This window comes from Fictibacillus macauensis ZFHKF-1 (assembly GCF_000269865.1).
Lineage (GTDB): Bacteria > Bacillota > Bacilli > Bacillales > Fictibacillaceae > Fictibacillus_C > Fictibacillus_C macauensis.
Map to the genome: position 1 here is coordinate 183812 of NZ_AKKV01000025.1, position 14172 is coordinate 197983.

A 14172-nucleotide genomic window follows, 5' to 3' on the forward strand; every position below is an offset into this window, starting at 1 on the left:
TTGAAAGGATTAGGACATACTTGTACTAGTCTAGAAAAGGAGATTATCTCATGCGCTTCAAAGATTATTTCTTTTCATACTTACGTCTACCTTTATTATTGCGGATCTTTTCTATCATAGGCCCGCTTATTATTTTATTTGGCATTATCATTCATTTCATTGAACCTACTAATTTCCCAACCATTTTTGAAGGTATTTATTGGGCTGTTATTACGGGTGCTACCGTAGGGTTTGGTGATTTCGTTCCAAAAACAGCTTATGGGCGTATGATGTCCATTTTACTTGTATTCATGGGGAGTGCCTTTATTGGCTTTTTTACAGTGAATGTGGCTGCTGCCATTATTCAAAAACAAAACAAATACAAGGAAGGAAATTTTATGTTTAAAGGACGAGAACATTTAATTATTGTTGGTTGGAACGAACGCAGCAAACAAACCATTTCTGAATTGCTTCATCAGCCACAGCCACCATACAAACATATCGTACTCATTGATGAGACATTAAAAGAAAATCCCATGTATCAACAAGAACTTCTTTTTATTAACGGAAGCCCTGTACAGGACGATACGTGGGCTCAAGCAAATGTTAAGACGGCTTCTACGGTTCTGATTACCGCTGATCAAAATTTAAAAGAAAGTGCAGCAGATATGCAAACCATTCTGGCTGTCTTAACCGTAAGAGGTGTACATCCGGACGTAGTGATACTAGCAGAAATATTAACAGCTGAACAAAAACAGAATGGTTACCGTGCCGGAGCAGATGACTTAATTACAACAACCGTCATTGCAAGCAATGTTATGGTGAACCGTCTTCATGACCTTCAAAAAAGAAACTAAAAAAAGAGGCATCATCGCCTCTAGTTGTTTAGCAATTTTTGTTCAATTTTTGTAAGTAAAGCCTGCCCAATGTCGAGCCATTTAGGATCAATGGAAGCATCAGGATCTTGTGGTTCAGAAAACTGATTAAAGCTTCCCATAACGCTTCCTACGTTCGCATGATCATCTAACCCGATTTGATATTTATGAGCTAACAGAAAAGGCTCTCCTAATTTTACGATAGCTCCATTTTCTCCTACTTCTTTTTCATGTGCTGTAAACGGTAAGCGAACAAATGTATAGCCGACTTCATCATCTAATTTATAATCAAAATAGCCATGATCATAATCCCAGTTGCCGCCAATGACAAACCCTTCTTCTGTTAACAACGCTTCTAACTCACCTAATGGATAGCATTCTCCTTGCAGTGCGCTTTTTAATTGGATCACTTTCGTCACCTCGTATCATTCAGTTCTTTTTTTAGCATTTCCGTTTTCAGTGCACATTATAGCTAAGAACCACACAAAAAAAGTACTGCTCATCACACCTGTGGATGAACAGTACTTTTTTTGTTATATTATAGACGTTTTTCAAGTTCTTCTTTTTCTTTTTCAAATCCTGGTTTACCAAGAAGAGCAAACATGTTCTTCTTGTATGCTTCTACTCCTGGTTGGTCAAATGGATTAACACCAAGAAGATAGCCGCTCACCGCACATGCTTTTTCAAAGAAATAAACAAGATAACCGAAATGGTAAGGCGTCATTTCTGGAATGTTAACGATTAAGTTTGGTACACCGCCGTCAGTATGCGCAAGCAATGTTCCTTGGAACGCTTTTTTGTTTACAAAATCCATTGTTTCGCCCGCAAGGAAGTTAAGCTTATCAAGGTTTTGTGCGTCTTCTTCAATCGTCACTTCTTTACGTGCATTTTCAACGTTAAGAACCGTTTCAAAAAGATCACGACGACCTTCTTGAACGTATTGTCCCATAGAGTGAAGATCGGTTGAGAAGTCTACGGATGCAGGATAAAGACCTTTATTATCTTTCCCTTCACTTTCACCATACAACTGTTTCCACCACTCAGATACGTAGTGCATGCCTGGCTCATAGTTCACCATAAGCTCAATTGTTTTGCCTTTGTTGTAAAGGGCATTACGTGCCGCTGCATATTGATAGGCTTCATTTTCTTCAAGGTTCGGGTTGCTGTATGCATCTTGTGCGTCTTTCGCACCTTGCATCATTTCTTCGATGTTTACACCGCTAACCGCAATAGGAAGCAAGCCAACTGCAGTTAGTACAGAATAACGGCCACCTACATCATCAGGGATGATAAAGGACTCATAGCCTTCTTCGTCTGCTAATGTTTTCAATGCACCTTGTGCTTTATCTGTTGTTGCATAAATACGTTTGCGCGCTTCATCTTTACCATATTTTTCTTCCAATAATTTACGGAAAATACGGAAAGCAATGGCAGGCTCCGTTGTTGTTCCTGATTTAGAAATAACATTGACAGAAACGTCTTTGCCATCGATTAATTGAAGCAAGTCTTGCATGTACGTAGAAGAAATGTTTTGACCAGCGAAAATAACTTGTGGTGTTTTACGATCTTCTTTTGAAAGCATGTTGTAGAATGAATGATTTAACATTTCAATGGCTGCTCGTGCGCCAAGGTATGATCCACCAATTCCAATCACAATCAGAACATCAGAATCACTTTTAATTTTTTCTGCACTTTTTTGAATGCGTGCAAATTCTTCTTGATCATACGCAGTAGGAAGATCTACCCATCCTAAGAAATCACTTCCTGCGCCTGTTTTATTGTGCACTTGCTCATGTGCTGCTTTTACGAGCGCTGCCATGTTTGATACTTCATGTTCACCTAAGAAAGCTTGAGCTTTACTATAGTCAAAATGGAGTTTATTTCCCATTATGAATCGCCTCCGAAATATTTATTACGTTCCTACTGTAACGAAACCAATTGGCTAATTCAAGAAATCAGTCTGGTGAAAGCGTTACCTTGTAACAATCGTAATTTTCTAACTTTTTTTACACATGCGAAAAGAAGGGCAAGGCCCTTCTTTTGCTTATAATGACATACGTAAAATAGTGAGTACGTCTTCTTTATTTAACGTTTTAAAGTTACCGAATTCGCCGCGTTTCATAGCACGGTCCGCAATAAGATCTAGTTTTGAATCATCAATATCATAATGTGCTAATTGATTCGGTGCGCCAAGCGATGTCCAGAAAGCAGAGAGTTTATCAATTCCTTCTAAAGCTACTTCACGATCTGTTTTGCCTTCAGAATCAACACCGAATACACGAACAGCTAATTGTGCTAAACGCGCTGGGTTTTCATCTACTACGTGACGCATTAAGTTCGGGAAAAGAATAGCTAACCCACCGGCATGTGGAATATCGTAAACAGCAGAAACAGCATGTTCAATATTATGCGTAGCCCAGTCCCCAACTACACCCATAGAGATTGTACCATTTAATGCCATTGTACCATTATATAAAATCGTTTCGCGTAGGTCGTAATTTTCAAGATCATTAACGAGTTTTGGCGCAGCTTCCATTACCGTTAATAAAATTGATTCAGCAAAACGATCTTGTAGATCAGAGTTGCCCGTGTGATTTAAATAGGTTTCTAACACGTGAGACATCATATCAACCATTCCATAAATTGTATGATCTTTTGGCACAGTAAATGTGTTTACAGGATCAAGAATGGAGAATTTAGGGAATACGAGTGGGCTTCCCCAACCATATTTTTCGCTTGTTTCCCAATTTGTAATAACAGAACCTGAGTTCATTTCAGAACCAGTTGCCGCAAGTGTTAGTACTGTTCCAAATGGAATAGCTGCTTCTGGCATTGCATGACGTGTAACGAGATCCCAAACATCGCCATCATATTTTGCACCAGCTGCGATCGCTTTTGTGCAGTCAATTACACTTCCGCCTCCAACAGCAAGAATAAATTCAATACCTTCTGTTTTACAGATTTCCACACCTTTTTTAACGGTTGTTAAACGTGGATTTGGTTCAACGCCTGCTAATTCATGCACAGTCGCGCCCATTTTTTCTAGCTCTGTCATTACATTATCATAAAGGCCGCTACGTTTAATACTTCCGCCACCGTAAACAACCAATACTTTTTTTCCATACGGTTTCATTTCTTCAGCAAGTTGGCTTAATTGACCTTTACCGAAAACGAGACGTGTTGGATTATAATACGTAAATGAATTCATTTGATAATGACCTCCTACAAGTTTTATCTTCGTTAGTATTATCTATCATGATGATTTTAATTGTAAAGAAATGAGCTTGCGTTTTTTTTTTCTTAAGAAGGTTGTACAAAATATTTAAAAAACTTAGGTTTACATTATATTGTTTGGGGAAATGTATAAATACAAGCAAAACAAAGCAACCTATAACAGCAATCTATTTTATTTCCAAGGAGGTATTTTCCATGAATGGATTACAACGTACTGCTTTAGTATTAGTCATTATTGGTGCAATTAACTGGGGCCTCATCGGTTTCTTCCAATGGGATCTCGTTGCCGCTATTTTCGGAGGACAGGATGCAGCGATTTCACGCATCGTTTATGGACTTGTCGGTCTTTCAGGTCTATATTGCCTTACGATTTTATTCGCACCATCTCGTGTTGCCCAACGTGATGATCGTATGGAACACAACCGCATCTAACGCCATAAAAAAAAGTTCCCTTCAGTTGAAGGGAACTTTTTTTTATTACTTCTTAAGACGTTTGTTTAATTGTGCTTGACGATCTGTAGACTCTTTCAACCACTCTTTAAGCTTAGCTTCAAGTGTGTTAAAGCCTTTAGAAGCTTCTTGTTGTGTCGCTTGCTTCTTTGGTGCTGGACGACGATTTTCACGCTTTGGTGCTTGCGCTGGCGCTTCTTGAGTTTGACGGATGGAAAGAGAGATTTTCTTTGATTCTTCATCAACAGAAAGGATCTTTACTTTAACCGCATCTCCTACTTTTAATACGTCGTTAATATCTTTAACGAAGCTATGTGAAACCTCAGAAATATGAACTAATCCCTGAACTTCATCGTTTAAAGCGACGAAAGCACCAAATGGTTTAATTCCTGTAACTTTACCTTCAACGATGCTACCTACTTCAAAATTCATGAAAACACTCCTAACTATTTATTAACCAACTAAGTATAACATAACAGTGATATAAAAGAAAATGGAAGGAATAAGAAGAGTGACATAATTAGTGATTAAGCACGATACTTACTTACATTCCTTCCAACAACAGGTCCTTTTATACTAAATTTTCCGGATTTAATAACGCATCGGCTTCCTCTTTTGTTACATACCCTTCTTCAATGGCTGTTTCTTTAACTGTTTTTCCACTAGCATAACTTTTCTTTGCTACTTCAGCAGCTGTTTCATAGCCAATTTTTGGGTTTAAAGCGGTAGCAATCGCTATGCTTTGCTCCAATAAGGTATGCGTGCGCTCTTCATTCACTTGTAACCCTTTTAAACAACGCTCACTTAATACGGTCATTCCAGTCGAAAGAATGTGCAGCGATTGTAGGACATTATGTGCAATAATCGGCATCATCACATTAATTTCAAGTTGGCTTCCAATACCTGCTGTTGTAACACATGCATCATTTCCAATGACTTGCGCACAAATCATATACATATTTTCTAAAATAACGGGATTTACTTTTCCAGGCATGATGGAAGATCCAGGCTGAACAGCAGGCAACAGTAGTTCTGCAATCCCCGTTCGTGGTCCAGAACTAAGCAAGCGCAAATCTGACGAAATTTTAATAAGCGCAATGGCCAATTCTTTCAAGTGACCGCTTAATTGAATAGCTGCACTATTGTTTTGCATAAAGCGAAAGGTGTTACTTGGTGCGGTGAAGGGGAGATTCGTGCGGCGAGCAACCTCTTGGATAGCGAGATGACCATAGTCAGGGTGAGCATTAATGCCCGTACCGACCGCATTACCACCTAAACCGATTTCATACAGATAAGGTTCCATTCCTTGTATGGTCGCTTGAATTTTCTCTAAAAGATCACGATAACCACCGAATGCTTGTCCGACTCTCATAGGTACAGCATCTTGAAGGTGTGTGCGCCCTGATTTTATAACATAATGAAAGGCGGTCTCTTTCTCTCGTAATACGTTAATCGTTTGTTGTAAAGCTGGATATAACGCCTCTTGTAATTGCATCGCACAGGCAATATTGATCGCAACATGAATCGTATCATTTGTCGATTGCGCCATATTCACATCATCATTCGGATGAACGGTCCCCCAGTCGCCCTTCGTACCACCAAGTAATTCAGCTGCTCGACTTGCAATCACTTCATTTGCATTCATATTTTGCGATGTGCCTGCGCCCGCTTGAAAGGCATCTACAACAAATTGATTAACTAAATAGCCATTTATAATCTCTTCGGCCGCTTGAATAATGGCATTTGCTTTTTTTTCTTCGAGCACACCACAATCCCGATTAGCTGTCGCTGCGCTCGCTTTAATGATCGCTTGCGCTTTTACGAACGAAAACGGTAAGCGTTCACCACTAATAGGAAAATTCTCAACGGCACGCTGTGTTTGTGCTCCGTAATAAGCTTCTTTAGGTACGTGTACTTCACCTAGCGTATCTTTAGCTATTCTTACTTGATCCATGTTCATTCCTCCTCATTTTTCCTTTAAGGCTTCTCTTTTATTTTCCCTATATCCTGTCTTTTAAAAGCACAAAAAAAGAAACCTTAGCTATTCGCTATGGTCCTGATCCGTCGTATCCTTATGTAAAGGAATCACTTGTGCTGGCTTTTTATTAATCTTTCGGTATTCTGTGCGGAAACCTGCTTTTTTTTGTTTCAAAAAGGTGGCACGGGAAATAGGCCTTGGGCGAGACCAGGAAAGCGACTCAGGGTTTCTCCAAGAATCATGAGTGATTAATTCCGTTTTGTAATAATAGCAATTGCCGCTGGTATATTCTTCACAAATGTATACTACCGTGTGTCTGCTATGCATGCGCCTTCGCTCCATTTTTTCTACAGAGTTTCCATTCTCCGTCCCCTCTATACATGGAAAGAGCCTGAAGCCACCCTTCAAGCCCTTCTTCTCATTAATACCTAAAGAACCACCATAATCCTCCACAGATGAGGAGAAGAATGAAAATGATGATTACAATCGCCCAAATCCATCCGTATCCATAGCCGCCGTAGCCTCCGCCAACTCCATAACCATACCCATAGCCATAACTAGGATAACCTCCATAAGGATATGCCATTGCATCAAAACCTCCTTCGAGTAGCATCCATTACATTAATAAAATATGACAAGATTGCAAAAGAGGAATAGCGGCAAATGCGGATTTTGTGCCATATGAAGGAAAATATTTTTAGTTGTACGTTTATTGAACTTGGATACACTAACTTAGAAATAAGGAGGGAGACTGTCATGAACGAAAAAGGACACCAAAAAAGAATTGGCAACGTGACCATTTATTACGAGGAATATCCTAGTCAGCAGCAGAATGCACCTGTCATGATTCTCGTTCATGGCTTTCTCTCATCCACGATTAGTTTTCATAAACTTATTCCTTACTTAACAGCTCACTATCATGTCATTGCCCTCGATTTACCCGGCTTTGGAAAAAGTGAAAAATCAACAGCCTTTGTTTATTCTTTCGAAAATTATGGAGTCTTGCTAACATCCTTTATTGAAGAAATGCACTTAAACAACGTAATTCTTGCTGGCCATTCCATGGGTGGGCAAGTCATTCTCCATGCCGTTCGCGTACCGCAAACGAAAGTGAAAATCGCGGCCCTCGTTTTACTTGGCTCTTGTGGTTATTTAAAAAAAGCGCAGCCGTTCATGGTCACGTGTTCTTACTTTCCTTTTTTCTCATGGGGATTAAAAAAATGGGTCCTCCGAAAAAACCTCCGACATAATTTAGAAGGCGTTTTATACAACCCTGCCCTCGTTACAGACGAATTAATTGAAAGCTATCGTGCCCAATTTTATGAAGATGGTTTTTTCGAATGTTTAATTCGCCTGCTTCGGCAACGTGAAGGTGATTTGAAACCGTTTGAACTCAATACAATTGCTCATCCCATCCTCCTTCTTCATGGTGAGGAAGATCGTGTGATTCCTATATCGATTAGCAAACGACTTCATGAGGATTTAAAGCATTCTTCTTTAAAAACGTATAAAGAGGCCGGCCATCTTTTAATGGAAGAAAAACCTCAGGAAATTGCCGCTGATATTGTGCACTTTTTATCGCCTATACAAAAAGAAGCGCTCTCTACTTAATAGAAAACGCTTCTTTTCTTCTGTGCTTATTTTTCTCTGCTTTTCGTAATTTGTTGCCACACCGATCCAGCCGCTTCTTCTCCGCTCGTAATGCGTTCTAGCGCAATTTTTGCTTGTAACCGCACTTCAAATTCAGGATCGTCTTCTGCTTGTTGCAACGCCGGAATCGCTGTTTCGTCGCCTACTTCAAAAAGAAAACGGGCCGCACGCCAACGCACAAGTTTATTTTTATCAAGAATGGCTTCACACATCGCCCCAATGGCTTTTGGATTACCAAGATCGGACAAACAATCTCCAGCCGTACGACGCACCGCCACATTTTTGTCTTTTAGCGCTATATAAAGCAATGGCAATACAGCATCATCTTCAATCATGCCAAGATAAACAACAGCAAGTCGACGAATGGAAGGCTTCGGATCTTTCAATGCTTGCTTTAACACCATAATGTCATCAATGCTTGGGTTCATACGTTCTAAAGCAGCATAGCGAGTTTGCCAATCTTCGTCCTTCATCTTTTCTTGAACTTCGCCACTAGAAACTGTTTCTTCCTGCAGTTCTTTTCCTTCTTGTTGAGCGAAAGCTTGTTTCACAAGGGAATCAATACGAACTTGATCATACGCTGCATCAATTTCTTCCACAACTTCACGGCCGATTTGTTCGAACGTTCCATAACGCGTCCCTTGCTCTACCCACTGGCGCTCCATAACTAAGTTATCCGATGCTTTTTGCGCATGGAGAGCCGCTGCCATAAACCGTTCTGGAAGTCCGGCACGTCGCTCATCGTTTTCCGTTTTCATTTTTACTTGCATTGGCAGACCACGGAACATTTGAAGAAGAACTTCGATTTCCATAAATTCATCTTCTGTTTGCGCTTTTTCCTCACTCGTCCCCGCTGTTGCCTCTGTCTCACCAAACACTTCTCGCACGCCAGCTAATACGCTTTCCCAGTCAGCTTTTGGGTGACGATCAAGCGCTAGGAAATCGGCAACATGATAAATACTTTTTACCCCCTCAATGGCAAATAGCTCTTGGATAAAAGAAGGAGCACCTTCATGCGCATCTTTCGTATAATGAAAGCGTTCATTGCCTGGGAGCGTTTCATCTACATTAATTTTCATTGAATTTGGACTTGGTGTCGGTTCAATTCCTGTAATTTTCATTTCTCCACCCCTTTTATGAATGCTTGTTGTTTAATAAAGGTTAGCAGCTGTTCTTTCTCACGATCGGTAAATTTATATTCACAATCAACGCCTTCGTTAAGAACAATCATATCGTGTAATTCCCCGGTAGCATCAAACACAACTAACCCACTTGGTTCTTGTAAATCTGATGGGTATACCGTATCCTCTGAACCGTCGAATTGAACATATACATTGATCCACTGCTGCGTCATAACGACCTCAGCTGATAGATGAGTGAAAGAAGCTTCAAAATAGTTTTCAAATCCGTATTTATACATAGTCAACCTCCGATGCTTGTGTAGCTGCTTTCTACCTATTATAAACATGGACATTGCCACAAAGAAAGGAAGAAGACTAGATCGCGCGCAAGACTGCACGTACTGGGCTGCCATCTGCTCCTTGTAACGGTAAAGGCAATGCCATAAATTCATAAACACCAGGTACGATATCATCCAAGACAAGTCCTTCAACAATAGCGATCTGATGCTTGTGGAGCGCATGATGAGCGGGTAGCGTTTTGCTATCCAAAGGATCGACTGACGGAACATCGACGCCAAGTAACGCAATGCCATTTGCCGCTAAAAGAGGAACAATGGTTGCGTCAATCGCTGTAATTCTTTCTGGAAAGTGAGAGCGATCGCTCCAAGAAAGCGTTTTAAATAACACGCACGTTACATCATACTTCTCTATATTTTCTAAAAGATAGGAGCGTACAAGGTCTGTATGTGAGGCATCGATTACAAGCGCACGACCGGCATATTGATTGACTTCTAATGCCAACACCTTGTCTCCATGTTCATCAAAGTGATAGGGAGCATCAATATGCGTTCCGGTATGCGTACTCATCGTAAATTGCCCAACATTCACCGAACCAGATTGCTCTTTATGCCATGAGAGCTTAAAAGAATAAGGCGTGTCTCCTGGCCACGTGGGAATCTCTGCATGTAAAGGCATAGAAATATCAAGCCAGCGATTCATTAGGCAATCACTTCCCTTACATTCGAAAATTTCTCATAATGCTTGTCTGTCATAATTTTTTTTAAGATTTGAATCGCCTCATGAACTTCTGTAAAAGACGTATATAAAGCAATGGGCGCTAATCGAATGACGTCAGGTGCGCGGAAGTCAGGAATAACACCGAATTCTTTTAAGCTTTTACAAATTCGGGCAGCTTCAGCATGAAGTAAACAAACATGGCCACCACGACGCTCATCCTCTAACGGGTTGCCTATTGCAAATTGAAATGCTTTTAGCTCGCGCTCTATTTCGTCCATCATGTACCGGGTGAGTTGTAATGACTTTTCACGAATGCGTTTCATCCCTGCTTCTTCAAACAAACTTAATGATCCAATGAGCGGCGCGGTGCTTAAAATGTGCGGTGTGCCAATTTGAAAAGCTCCTGCTGTATCCGCACCTTCAAACACATGATTCATATCAAATTGCTTTTCTTTATTGGATCCAAACCATCCAGTAAGACCCGGCGTTCGCTTAGTGTGTCTTTCATTCACATACAATCCAGCCGTACTACCTGGACCGCCATTTAAATATTTATAATTGCACCAAAAAGCAAAATCAACATCCCATTCTGATAATTCATGAGGAACAGCACCGATCGAATGACAAAGATCAAAGCCGATTATAATATTGCGATCATGAGCTTCTTTCGTCAATCGCTTCATATCTAATAATTGCCCACTTCGATACAAGACAGACGGTAAAAGAATCAGTGCTACATCATCCTTCATCGCCGCAATAAGATCCTCTTCAGCTAACAAGCGTCCATCCCTGCTTTTCACTTGAACAAGATGTTGCTGTGGCGAGAGACCGCGAAGCGCCAATTGACTTTGCAACGCATAAATGTCACTTGGAAACGTTAAGTCATCGGCAAGAATTTTAGTACGCTTTTCGTCTGGTGAAAAGAATGTCGCTACGAGTTGATGCAAGTTCACAGTCGTTGAACCTGTGACGATGACTTCTTCCTTTTTGGCACCAATTAAACTTGCCAGTCGCTCTCCAAGCTGTTCACTCATCGTAAACCATGGATGAGTCCCTTCTGTCCAACCATCAATCCCATGTTCCCTCCAATCTTGCAATGATTCTAGTAATGATTGCTCAGCGCGTTTAGATAATAGACCTAAAGAATTCCCATCCAAATAGATCGAAGGACCTCCTGTATAAAATGCTTCCCGAAAACTTTTTAGTTCATCCTGCTCATCTAGTAACACATAGCCAGTTTTCTCTACCATTCCATTACCTCCCTATTTCACTCACATTATTCTTCATATTCTCTGAAATATTACATTTTCGTGACAGTCAAATTACGACAACATTTCTTTGCATAAAACGCTATAATACTACTATAAGGGTTAAAAAATTCATATTGCACTAAATTATTCCTTTTGTACCTATTTTAAAAAACATTCCAGCATAAACGCAACCATTTAGAAAAAGTATGGACGCTTAATCTTAATTACACTAATTCGAACGTTGAATTATCTGGAACACTTTCATTTCTGGAGGGAACTATGAAAAGCGTAAAAGACCTGGACAAAGAATGGATTGCTCTCATGAACGTAGCAAAGGAACAAGGCTTGACGATTGAGGAAGTTCGAAAATTTCTACAAGGATCGTCAATTCTCTCTCATAAAGAAGAATTAAAGGCGACATCTATGTGATGAAGCCTATTCATCCTCTTGTATAATATGGATGACATTGGTAGACGACTCTAGATGAGGTCGTCTTTTTGTATGGTCTTTAACCATTGAAATCATTACTTTTTATAACTAAATTGGTTTGATTTATGCTATTTACACCATTCTAAAAAAAATTGTATAATAAGAATAAAAGTGCATTTTAAAGAGGGGCCCCTATGATTGGTGAAATTGTAAAAAAATACCGTAAAGAAAAGAATTTATCCATATCTGCCCTTGCCGAACGAGCCGGCATTGCCAAATCATACCTCAGTTCTTTAGAGCGCAACATACAAACAAATCCTTCTGTTCAGCTCCTCGAAAAGTTATGTGCCGTTCTAGATCTTCCTGTTGAACAACTTCTACAAGAAAATAGCGGGGAAGAAGCAACTGAACTGGATCATGACTGGACAAAGCTTGTGAAAGAAGCAATGGACTCCGGCATAAGCAAAGAACAATTTAAAGAATTTTTAGAATACAATAAATGGAAAAATGATACCTATAAATAATCCGACGTGTACACGTCGGATTATTTATATAGAAGTTGTTTTACTTCTGTCGCAATTGTTTGCTCTAGCAAAAATGCTCTCACCTCGGTTGATGATAGCCCCATTTCCTTCGCCTGCCTCACAAGCCCTACCCATTCATCATCTAACATTCCTTCATGATGACTCATCATGGCTTCTACTGATATTTCTAACGACTGTGCTATCTTTATAATCATTCGCTGCGAAGGCTGATTTTTATTGTTTTCAATATTGCTTAAATAACCTTTTGATATACTTGCTAGATTAGCAAGCTGACATAAGCTAACCCCTTTTTGTGTGCGAACCTCTCTAATACGAGCCCCAATTTTAAACACGCGTCTTTATTCCTCTCTTTGTAAAAACAAGAAAAGAGCGGAAGCCGCTCTTTTCTATGCTAATCCCTTATTTTCTTTCGCCTTCACCTTGTTGTGCATTAAATTTCCACGTAAGCTCTAAGCCGTCGCCTTGGAACATATTTTGATCTTGGTCGTTATCAACGAATGTAAACATAACGAACATATCATCAGAAGTACCAGCTTTAATGCCAGATTTCTCACCAGATAAACCTTTTTTAATAGCATCTGGAGTTGTTTTTGCAAGATCGGCAAGCGTAGTGCTGTAGATTACATCATTGTCTTTATCTTGGTTGTATAAGAAATCAACACGGATATGTTTTCCGAAATCTTCTGAACCATTGTTGTTATCTTTATCCATTACTTTATACGATGTTTCAAGTAAAATCTTCTTAATATCAAGCGTTCCTTTATTGTCTAATTTAAAGGATTTAATCATGTAGTCACCAGGCTTTAAGTTATCTGCCTTAACGATTGTTGTAGGATTCATGCTTAAATCAAGTGTACCGGATGCAAATGTATTTTGAGAAACCTCTTGATCGCTAAAGTACGCGTACGTTCCCCCACCAATCAAAGATAACCCCACCACTGCTGATGCTACTCCTAAACCTAACTTTGCTTTTAAACTCATAATACTTGTTCCTCCCCTATACATGAAGTATGAATTTCTATCTATTGAACCTGTACAATATACAGGAATCAACCATTAATTAACTGGCGGTGTAGAAGATTTTTCTTTTTTAACATCAATTTCACGGATGGCTTTCGTAATTGTCCAAATGGAATACAAGAGAAGCAAGACTCCTGGAACAATCATGAGAATCATCGTTCCTTTTTTCGATTGTGCGTAATCCATGCCATATCCGATATAAGGAACCGTAAAGCCTGTATATTCAGCAACAACATTGCCTGGCAGTACCTTATCTGGATCTGCCGCATTGTTATTGTCACCTTTTGTTGTATAACTTAATGAATTGCCACTACCATTTACTTTTTGAATTCTATGGGTAATGAGCTTTTCGCCAGATTTAAAGGTAATCACATCACCTTTTTTATACCGCGATGCATCGCCACCAGGCTTAACTGCAATAATTGAGCCTGTTTGAATGCCTGGCTCCATCGATCCTGACAAGACGGTTTTCAATTGATAGCCGAACACACTCGGTTGACCGCCAGATGCTTTGGAAGAAATGACGATAAAGCCCACTCCTAACAATGCAATAAATAAAACAGCAGTAATGAGTGTACTAATCACTTTCCTTACCTTTTTCATAAGCACTCTCCTTAATAATCC

General features: G+C 39.8%; 18 protein-coding genes. 5 read left to right on the forward strand and 13 right to left on the reverse strand.

Annotation, left to right across the window (positions count from 1 at the left end; all coding sequences use genetic code 11):
- Positions 1–50: 50 nt before the first annotated feature.
- Positions 51–836 carry an ion channel gene (locus A374_RS10230; RefSeq protein ID WP_007202131.1) on the forward strand — a complete coding sequence of 262 codons (786 nt, stop codon included), beginning with the start codon at positions 51–53 and terminating at the stop codon, positions 834–836.
- Between the two features lie 20 nt (positions 837–856).
- Here A374_RS10230 and A374_RS10235 read toward each other — a convergent pair whose 3' ends face one another.
- From A374_RS10235 to A374_RS10245, 3 genes are all read right to left on the reverse strand, one after another.
- Complete coding sequence (locus A374_RS10235) at positions 857–1264, reverse strand: YugN-like family protein (RefSeq protein WP_007202132.1); 408 nt, start codon at positions 1262–1264, stop codon at positions 857–859.
- A 128-nt stretch (positions 1265–1392) separates the two neighbouring features.
- Positions 1393–2742, reverse strand: a complete 1350-nt coding sequence (locus A374_RS10240) for a glucose-6-phosphate isomerase (RefSeq protein ID WP_007202133.1) — start codon at positions 2740–2742, stop codon at positions 1393–1395.
- Positions 2743–2898: 156 nt separating this feature from the next.
- The gene (locus A374_RS10245; protein WP_007202134.1) at positions 2899–4062 is read right to left on the reverse strand and encodes an iron-containing alcohol dehydrogenase; all 1164 of its coding nucleotides are present in this window, start codon (positions 4060–4062) and stop codon (positions 2899–2901) included.
- A 221-nt stretch (positions 4063–4283) separates the two neighbouring features.
- On the opposite strand from A374_RS10245, the gene A374_RS10250 reads away from it, so the two are divergent.
- Positions 4284–4520, forward strand: coding sequence for a DUF378 domain-containing protein (locus A374_RS10250; RefSeq protein WP_007202135.1), 237 nt, complete (start codon positions 4284–4286; stop codon positions 4518–4520).
- A gap of 45 nt (positions 4521–4565) precedes the next feature.
- Here the strand turns inward: A374_RS10250 and yugI are convergent, their stop codons facing one another.
- The 3 genes from yugI to A374_RS20025 form a co-directional block, all read right to left on the reverse strand.
- A complete protein-coding gene (gene yugI / locus A374_RS10255; RefSeq protein ID WP_007202136.1) occupies positions 4566–4970 on the reverse strand; it encodes a S1 domain-containing post-transcriptional regulator GSP13 in 405 nt (134 codons plus the stop codon).
- Between the two features lie 139 nt (positions 4971–5109).
- On the reverse strand, positions 5110–6492 hold the full coding sequence (locus tag A374_RS10260; protein WP_007202137.1) for a class II fumarate hydratase: 1383 nt from the start codon (positions 6490–6492) through the stop codon (positions 5110–5112).
- Between the two features lie 445 nt (positions 6493–6937).
- A complete protein-coding gene (locus A374_RS20025) occupies positions 6938–7102 on the reverse strand; it encodes a hypothetical protein (RefSeq protein WP_007202139.1) in 165 nt (54 codons plus the stop codon).
- A gap of 170 nt (positions 7103–7272) precedes the next feature.
- Here A374_RS20025 and A374_RS10265 point away from each other — a divergent pair, with 170 nt between their 5' ends.
- Positions 7273–8127, forward strand: a complete 855-nt coding sequence (locus A374_RS10265; protein ID WP_007202140.1) for an alpha/beta fold hydrolase — start codon at positions 7273–7275, stop codon at positions 8125–8127.
- A gap of 26 nt (positions 8128–8153) precedes the next feature.
- Here A374_RS10265 and A374_RS10270 read toward each other — a convergent pair whose 3' ends face one another.
- From A374_RS10270 to kynU, 4 genes are all read right to left on the reverse strand, one after another.
- Positions 8154–9287, reverse strand: coding sequence for a conserved virulence factor C family protein (locus A374_RS10270; protein ID WP_007202141.1), 1134 nt, complete (start codon positions 9285–9287; stop codon positions 8154–8156).
- Positions 9284–9586, reverse strand: coding sequence for a hypothetical protein (locus A374_RS10275; RefSeq protein WP_007202142.1), 303 nt, complete (start codon positions 9584–9586; stop codon positions 9284–9286). The genes A374_RS10270 and A374_RS10275 overlap by 4 nt, the downstream gene beginning before the upstream one ends.
- Before the next feature lie 76 nt (positions 9587–9662).
- On the reverse strand, positions 9663–10286 hold the full coding sequence (kynB, locus tag A374_RS10280; RefSeq protein ID WP_007202143.1) for an arylformamidase: 624 nt from the start codon (positions 10284–10286) through the stop codon (positions 9663–9665).
- Positions 10286–11554, reverse strand: coding sequence for a kynureninase (gene kynU / locus A374_RS10285; RefSeq protein ID WP_007202144.1), 1269 nt, complete (start codon positions 11552–11554; stop codon positions 10286–10288). Before kynU ends, kynB begins: the two co-directional genes overlap by 1 nt.
- A gap of 279 nt (positions 11555–11833) precedes the next feature.
- On the opposite strand from kynU, the gene A374_RS20030 reads away from it, so the two are divergent.
- A complete protein-coding gene (locus A374_RS20030; RefSeq protein ID WP_007202145.1) occupies positions 11834–11983 on the forward strand; it encodes an anti-repressor SinI family protein in 150 nt (49 codons plus the stop codon).
- 194 nt (positions 11984–12177) lie between these two features.
- Positions 12178–12507 (forward strand): helix-turn-helix domain-containing protein, encoded by a 330-nt coding sequence (locus tag A374_RS10290; RefSeq protein ID WP_007202146.1) that lies wholly within the window; start codon positions 12178–12180, stop codon positions 12505–12507.
- Between the two features lie 20 nt (positions 12508–12527).
- Here A374_RS10290 and A374_RS10295 read toward each other — a convergent pair whose 3' ends face one another.
- The 3 genes from A374_RS10295 to sipW form a co-directional block, all read right to left on the reverse strand.
- Positions 12528–12860, reverse strand: a complete 333-nt coding sequence (locus tag A374_RS10295; RefSeq protein ID WP_007202147.1) for a helix-turn-helix domain-containing protein — start codon at positions 12858–12860, stop codon at positions 12528–12530.
- A 67-nt stretch (positions 12861–12927) separates the two neighbouring features.
- Positions 12928–13509 (reverse strand): TasA family protein, encoded by a 582-nt coding sequence (locus A374_RS10300; RefSeq protein WP_007202148.1) that lies wholly within the window; start codon positions 13507–13509, stop codon positions 12928–12930.
- 75 nt (positions 13510–13584) lie between these two features.
- Positions 13585–14151, reverse strand: coding sequence for a signal peptidase I SipW (gene sipW, locus A374_RS10305; RefSeq protein WP_007202149.1), 567 nt, complete (start codon positions 14149–14151; stop codon positions 13585–13587).
- Positions 14152–14172: the final 21 nt, after the last annotated feature.

Excerpts from the sequence above, each read along its gene's own strand:
- A374_RS10290 (WP_007202146.1), top strand. The coding sequence starts at position 12,178 with ATGATTGGTGAAATTGTAAAAAAATACCGTAAAGAAAAGAATTTATCC.
- A374_RS10230 (WP_007202131.1), top strand. The coding sequence starts at position 51 with ATGCGCTTCAAAGATTATTTCTTTTCATACTTACGTCTACCTTTATTA.
- A374_RS20030 (WP_007202145.1), top strand. The coding sequence starts at position 11,834 with ATGAAAAGCGTAAAAGACCTGGACAAAGAATGGATTGCTCTCATGAAC.
- A374_RS20025 (WP_007202139.1), bottom strand. The coding sequence starts at position 7,102 with ATGGCATATCCTTATGGAGGTTATCCTAGTTATGGCTATGGGTATGGT.
- A374_RS10240 (WP_007202133.1), bottom strand. The coding sequence starts at position 2,742 with ATGGGAAATAAACTCCATTTTGACTATAGTAAAGCTCAAGCTTTCTTA.
- yugI (WP_007202136.1), bottom strand. The coding sequence starts at position 4,970 with ATGAATTTTGAAGTAGGTAGCATCGTTGAAGGTAAAGTTACAGGAATT.
- A374_RS10265 (WP_007202140.1), top strand. The coding sequence starts at position 7,273 with ATGAACGAAAAAGGACACCAAAAAAGAATTGGCAACGTGACCATTTAT.
- A374_RS10250 (WP_007202135.1), top strand. The coding sequence starts at position 4,284 with ATGAATGGATTACAACGTACTGCTTTAGTATTAGTCATTATTGGTGCA.
- A374_RS10245 (WP_007202134.1), bottom strand. The coding sequence starts at position 4,062 with ATGAATTCATTTACGTATTATAATCCAACACGTCTCGTTTTCGGTAAA.
- kynU (WP_007202144.1), bottom strand. The coding sequence starts at position 11,554 with ATGGTAGAGAAAACTGGCTATGTGTTACTAGATGAGCAGGATGAACTA.
- A374_RS10300 (WP_007202148.1), bottom strand. The coding sequence starts at position 13,509 with ATGAGTTTAAAAGCAAAGTTAGGTTTAGGAGTAGCATCAGCAGTGGTG.
- A374_RS10260 (WP_007202137.1), bottom strand. The coding sequence starts at position 6,492 with ATGGATCAAGTAAGAATAGCTAAAGATACGCTAGGTGAAGTACACGTA.
- A374_RS10275 (WP_007202142.1), bottom strand. The coding sequence starts at position 9,586 with ATGTATAAATACGGATTTGAAAACTATTTTGAAGCTTCTTTCACTCAT.
- kynB (WP_007202143.1), bottom strand. The coding sequence starts at position 10,286 with ATGAATCGCTGGCTTGATATTTCTATGCCTTTACATGCAGAGATTCCC.
- A374_RS10270 (WP_007202141.1), bottom strand. The coding sequence starts at position 9,287 with ATGAAAATTACAGGAATTGAACCGACACCAAGTCCAAATTCAATGAAA.
- sipW (WP_007202149.1), bottom strand. The coding sequence starts at position 14,151 with ATGAAAAAGGTAAGGAAAGTGATTAGTACACTCATTACTGCTGTTTTA.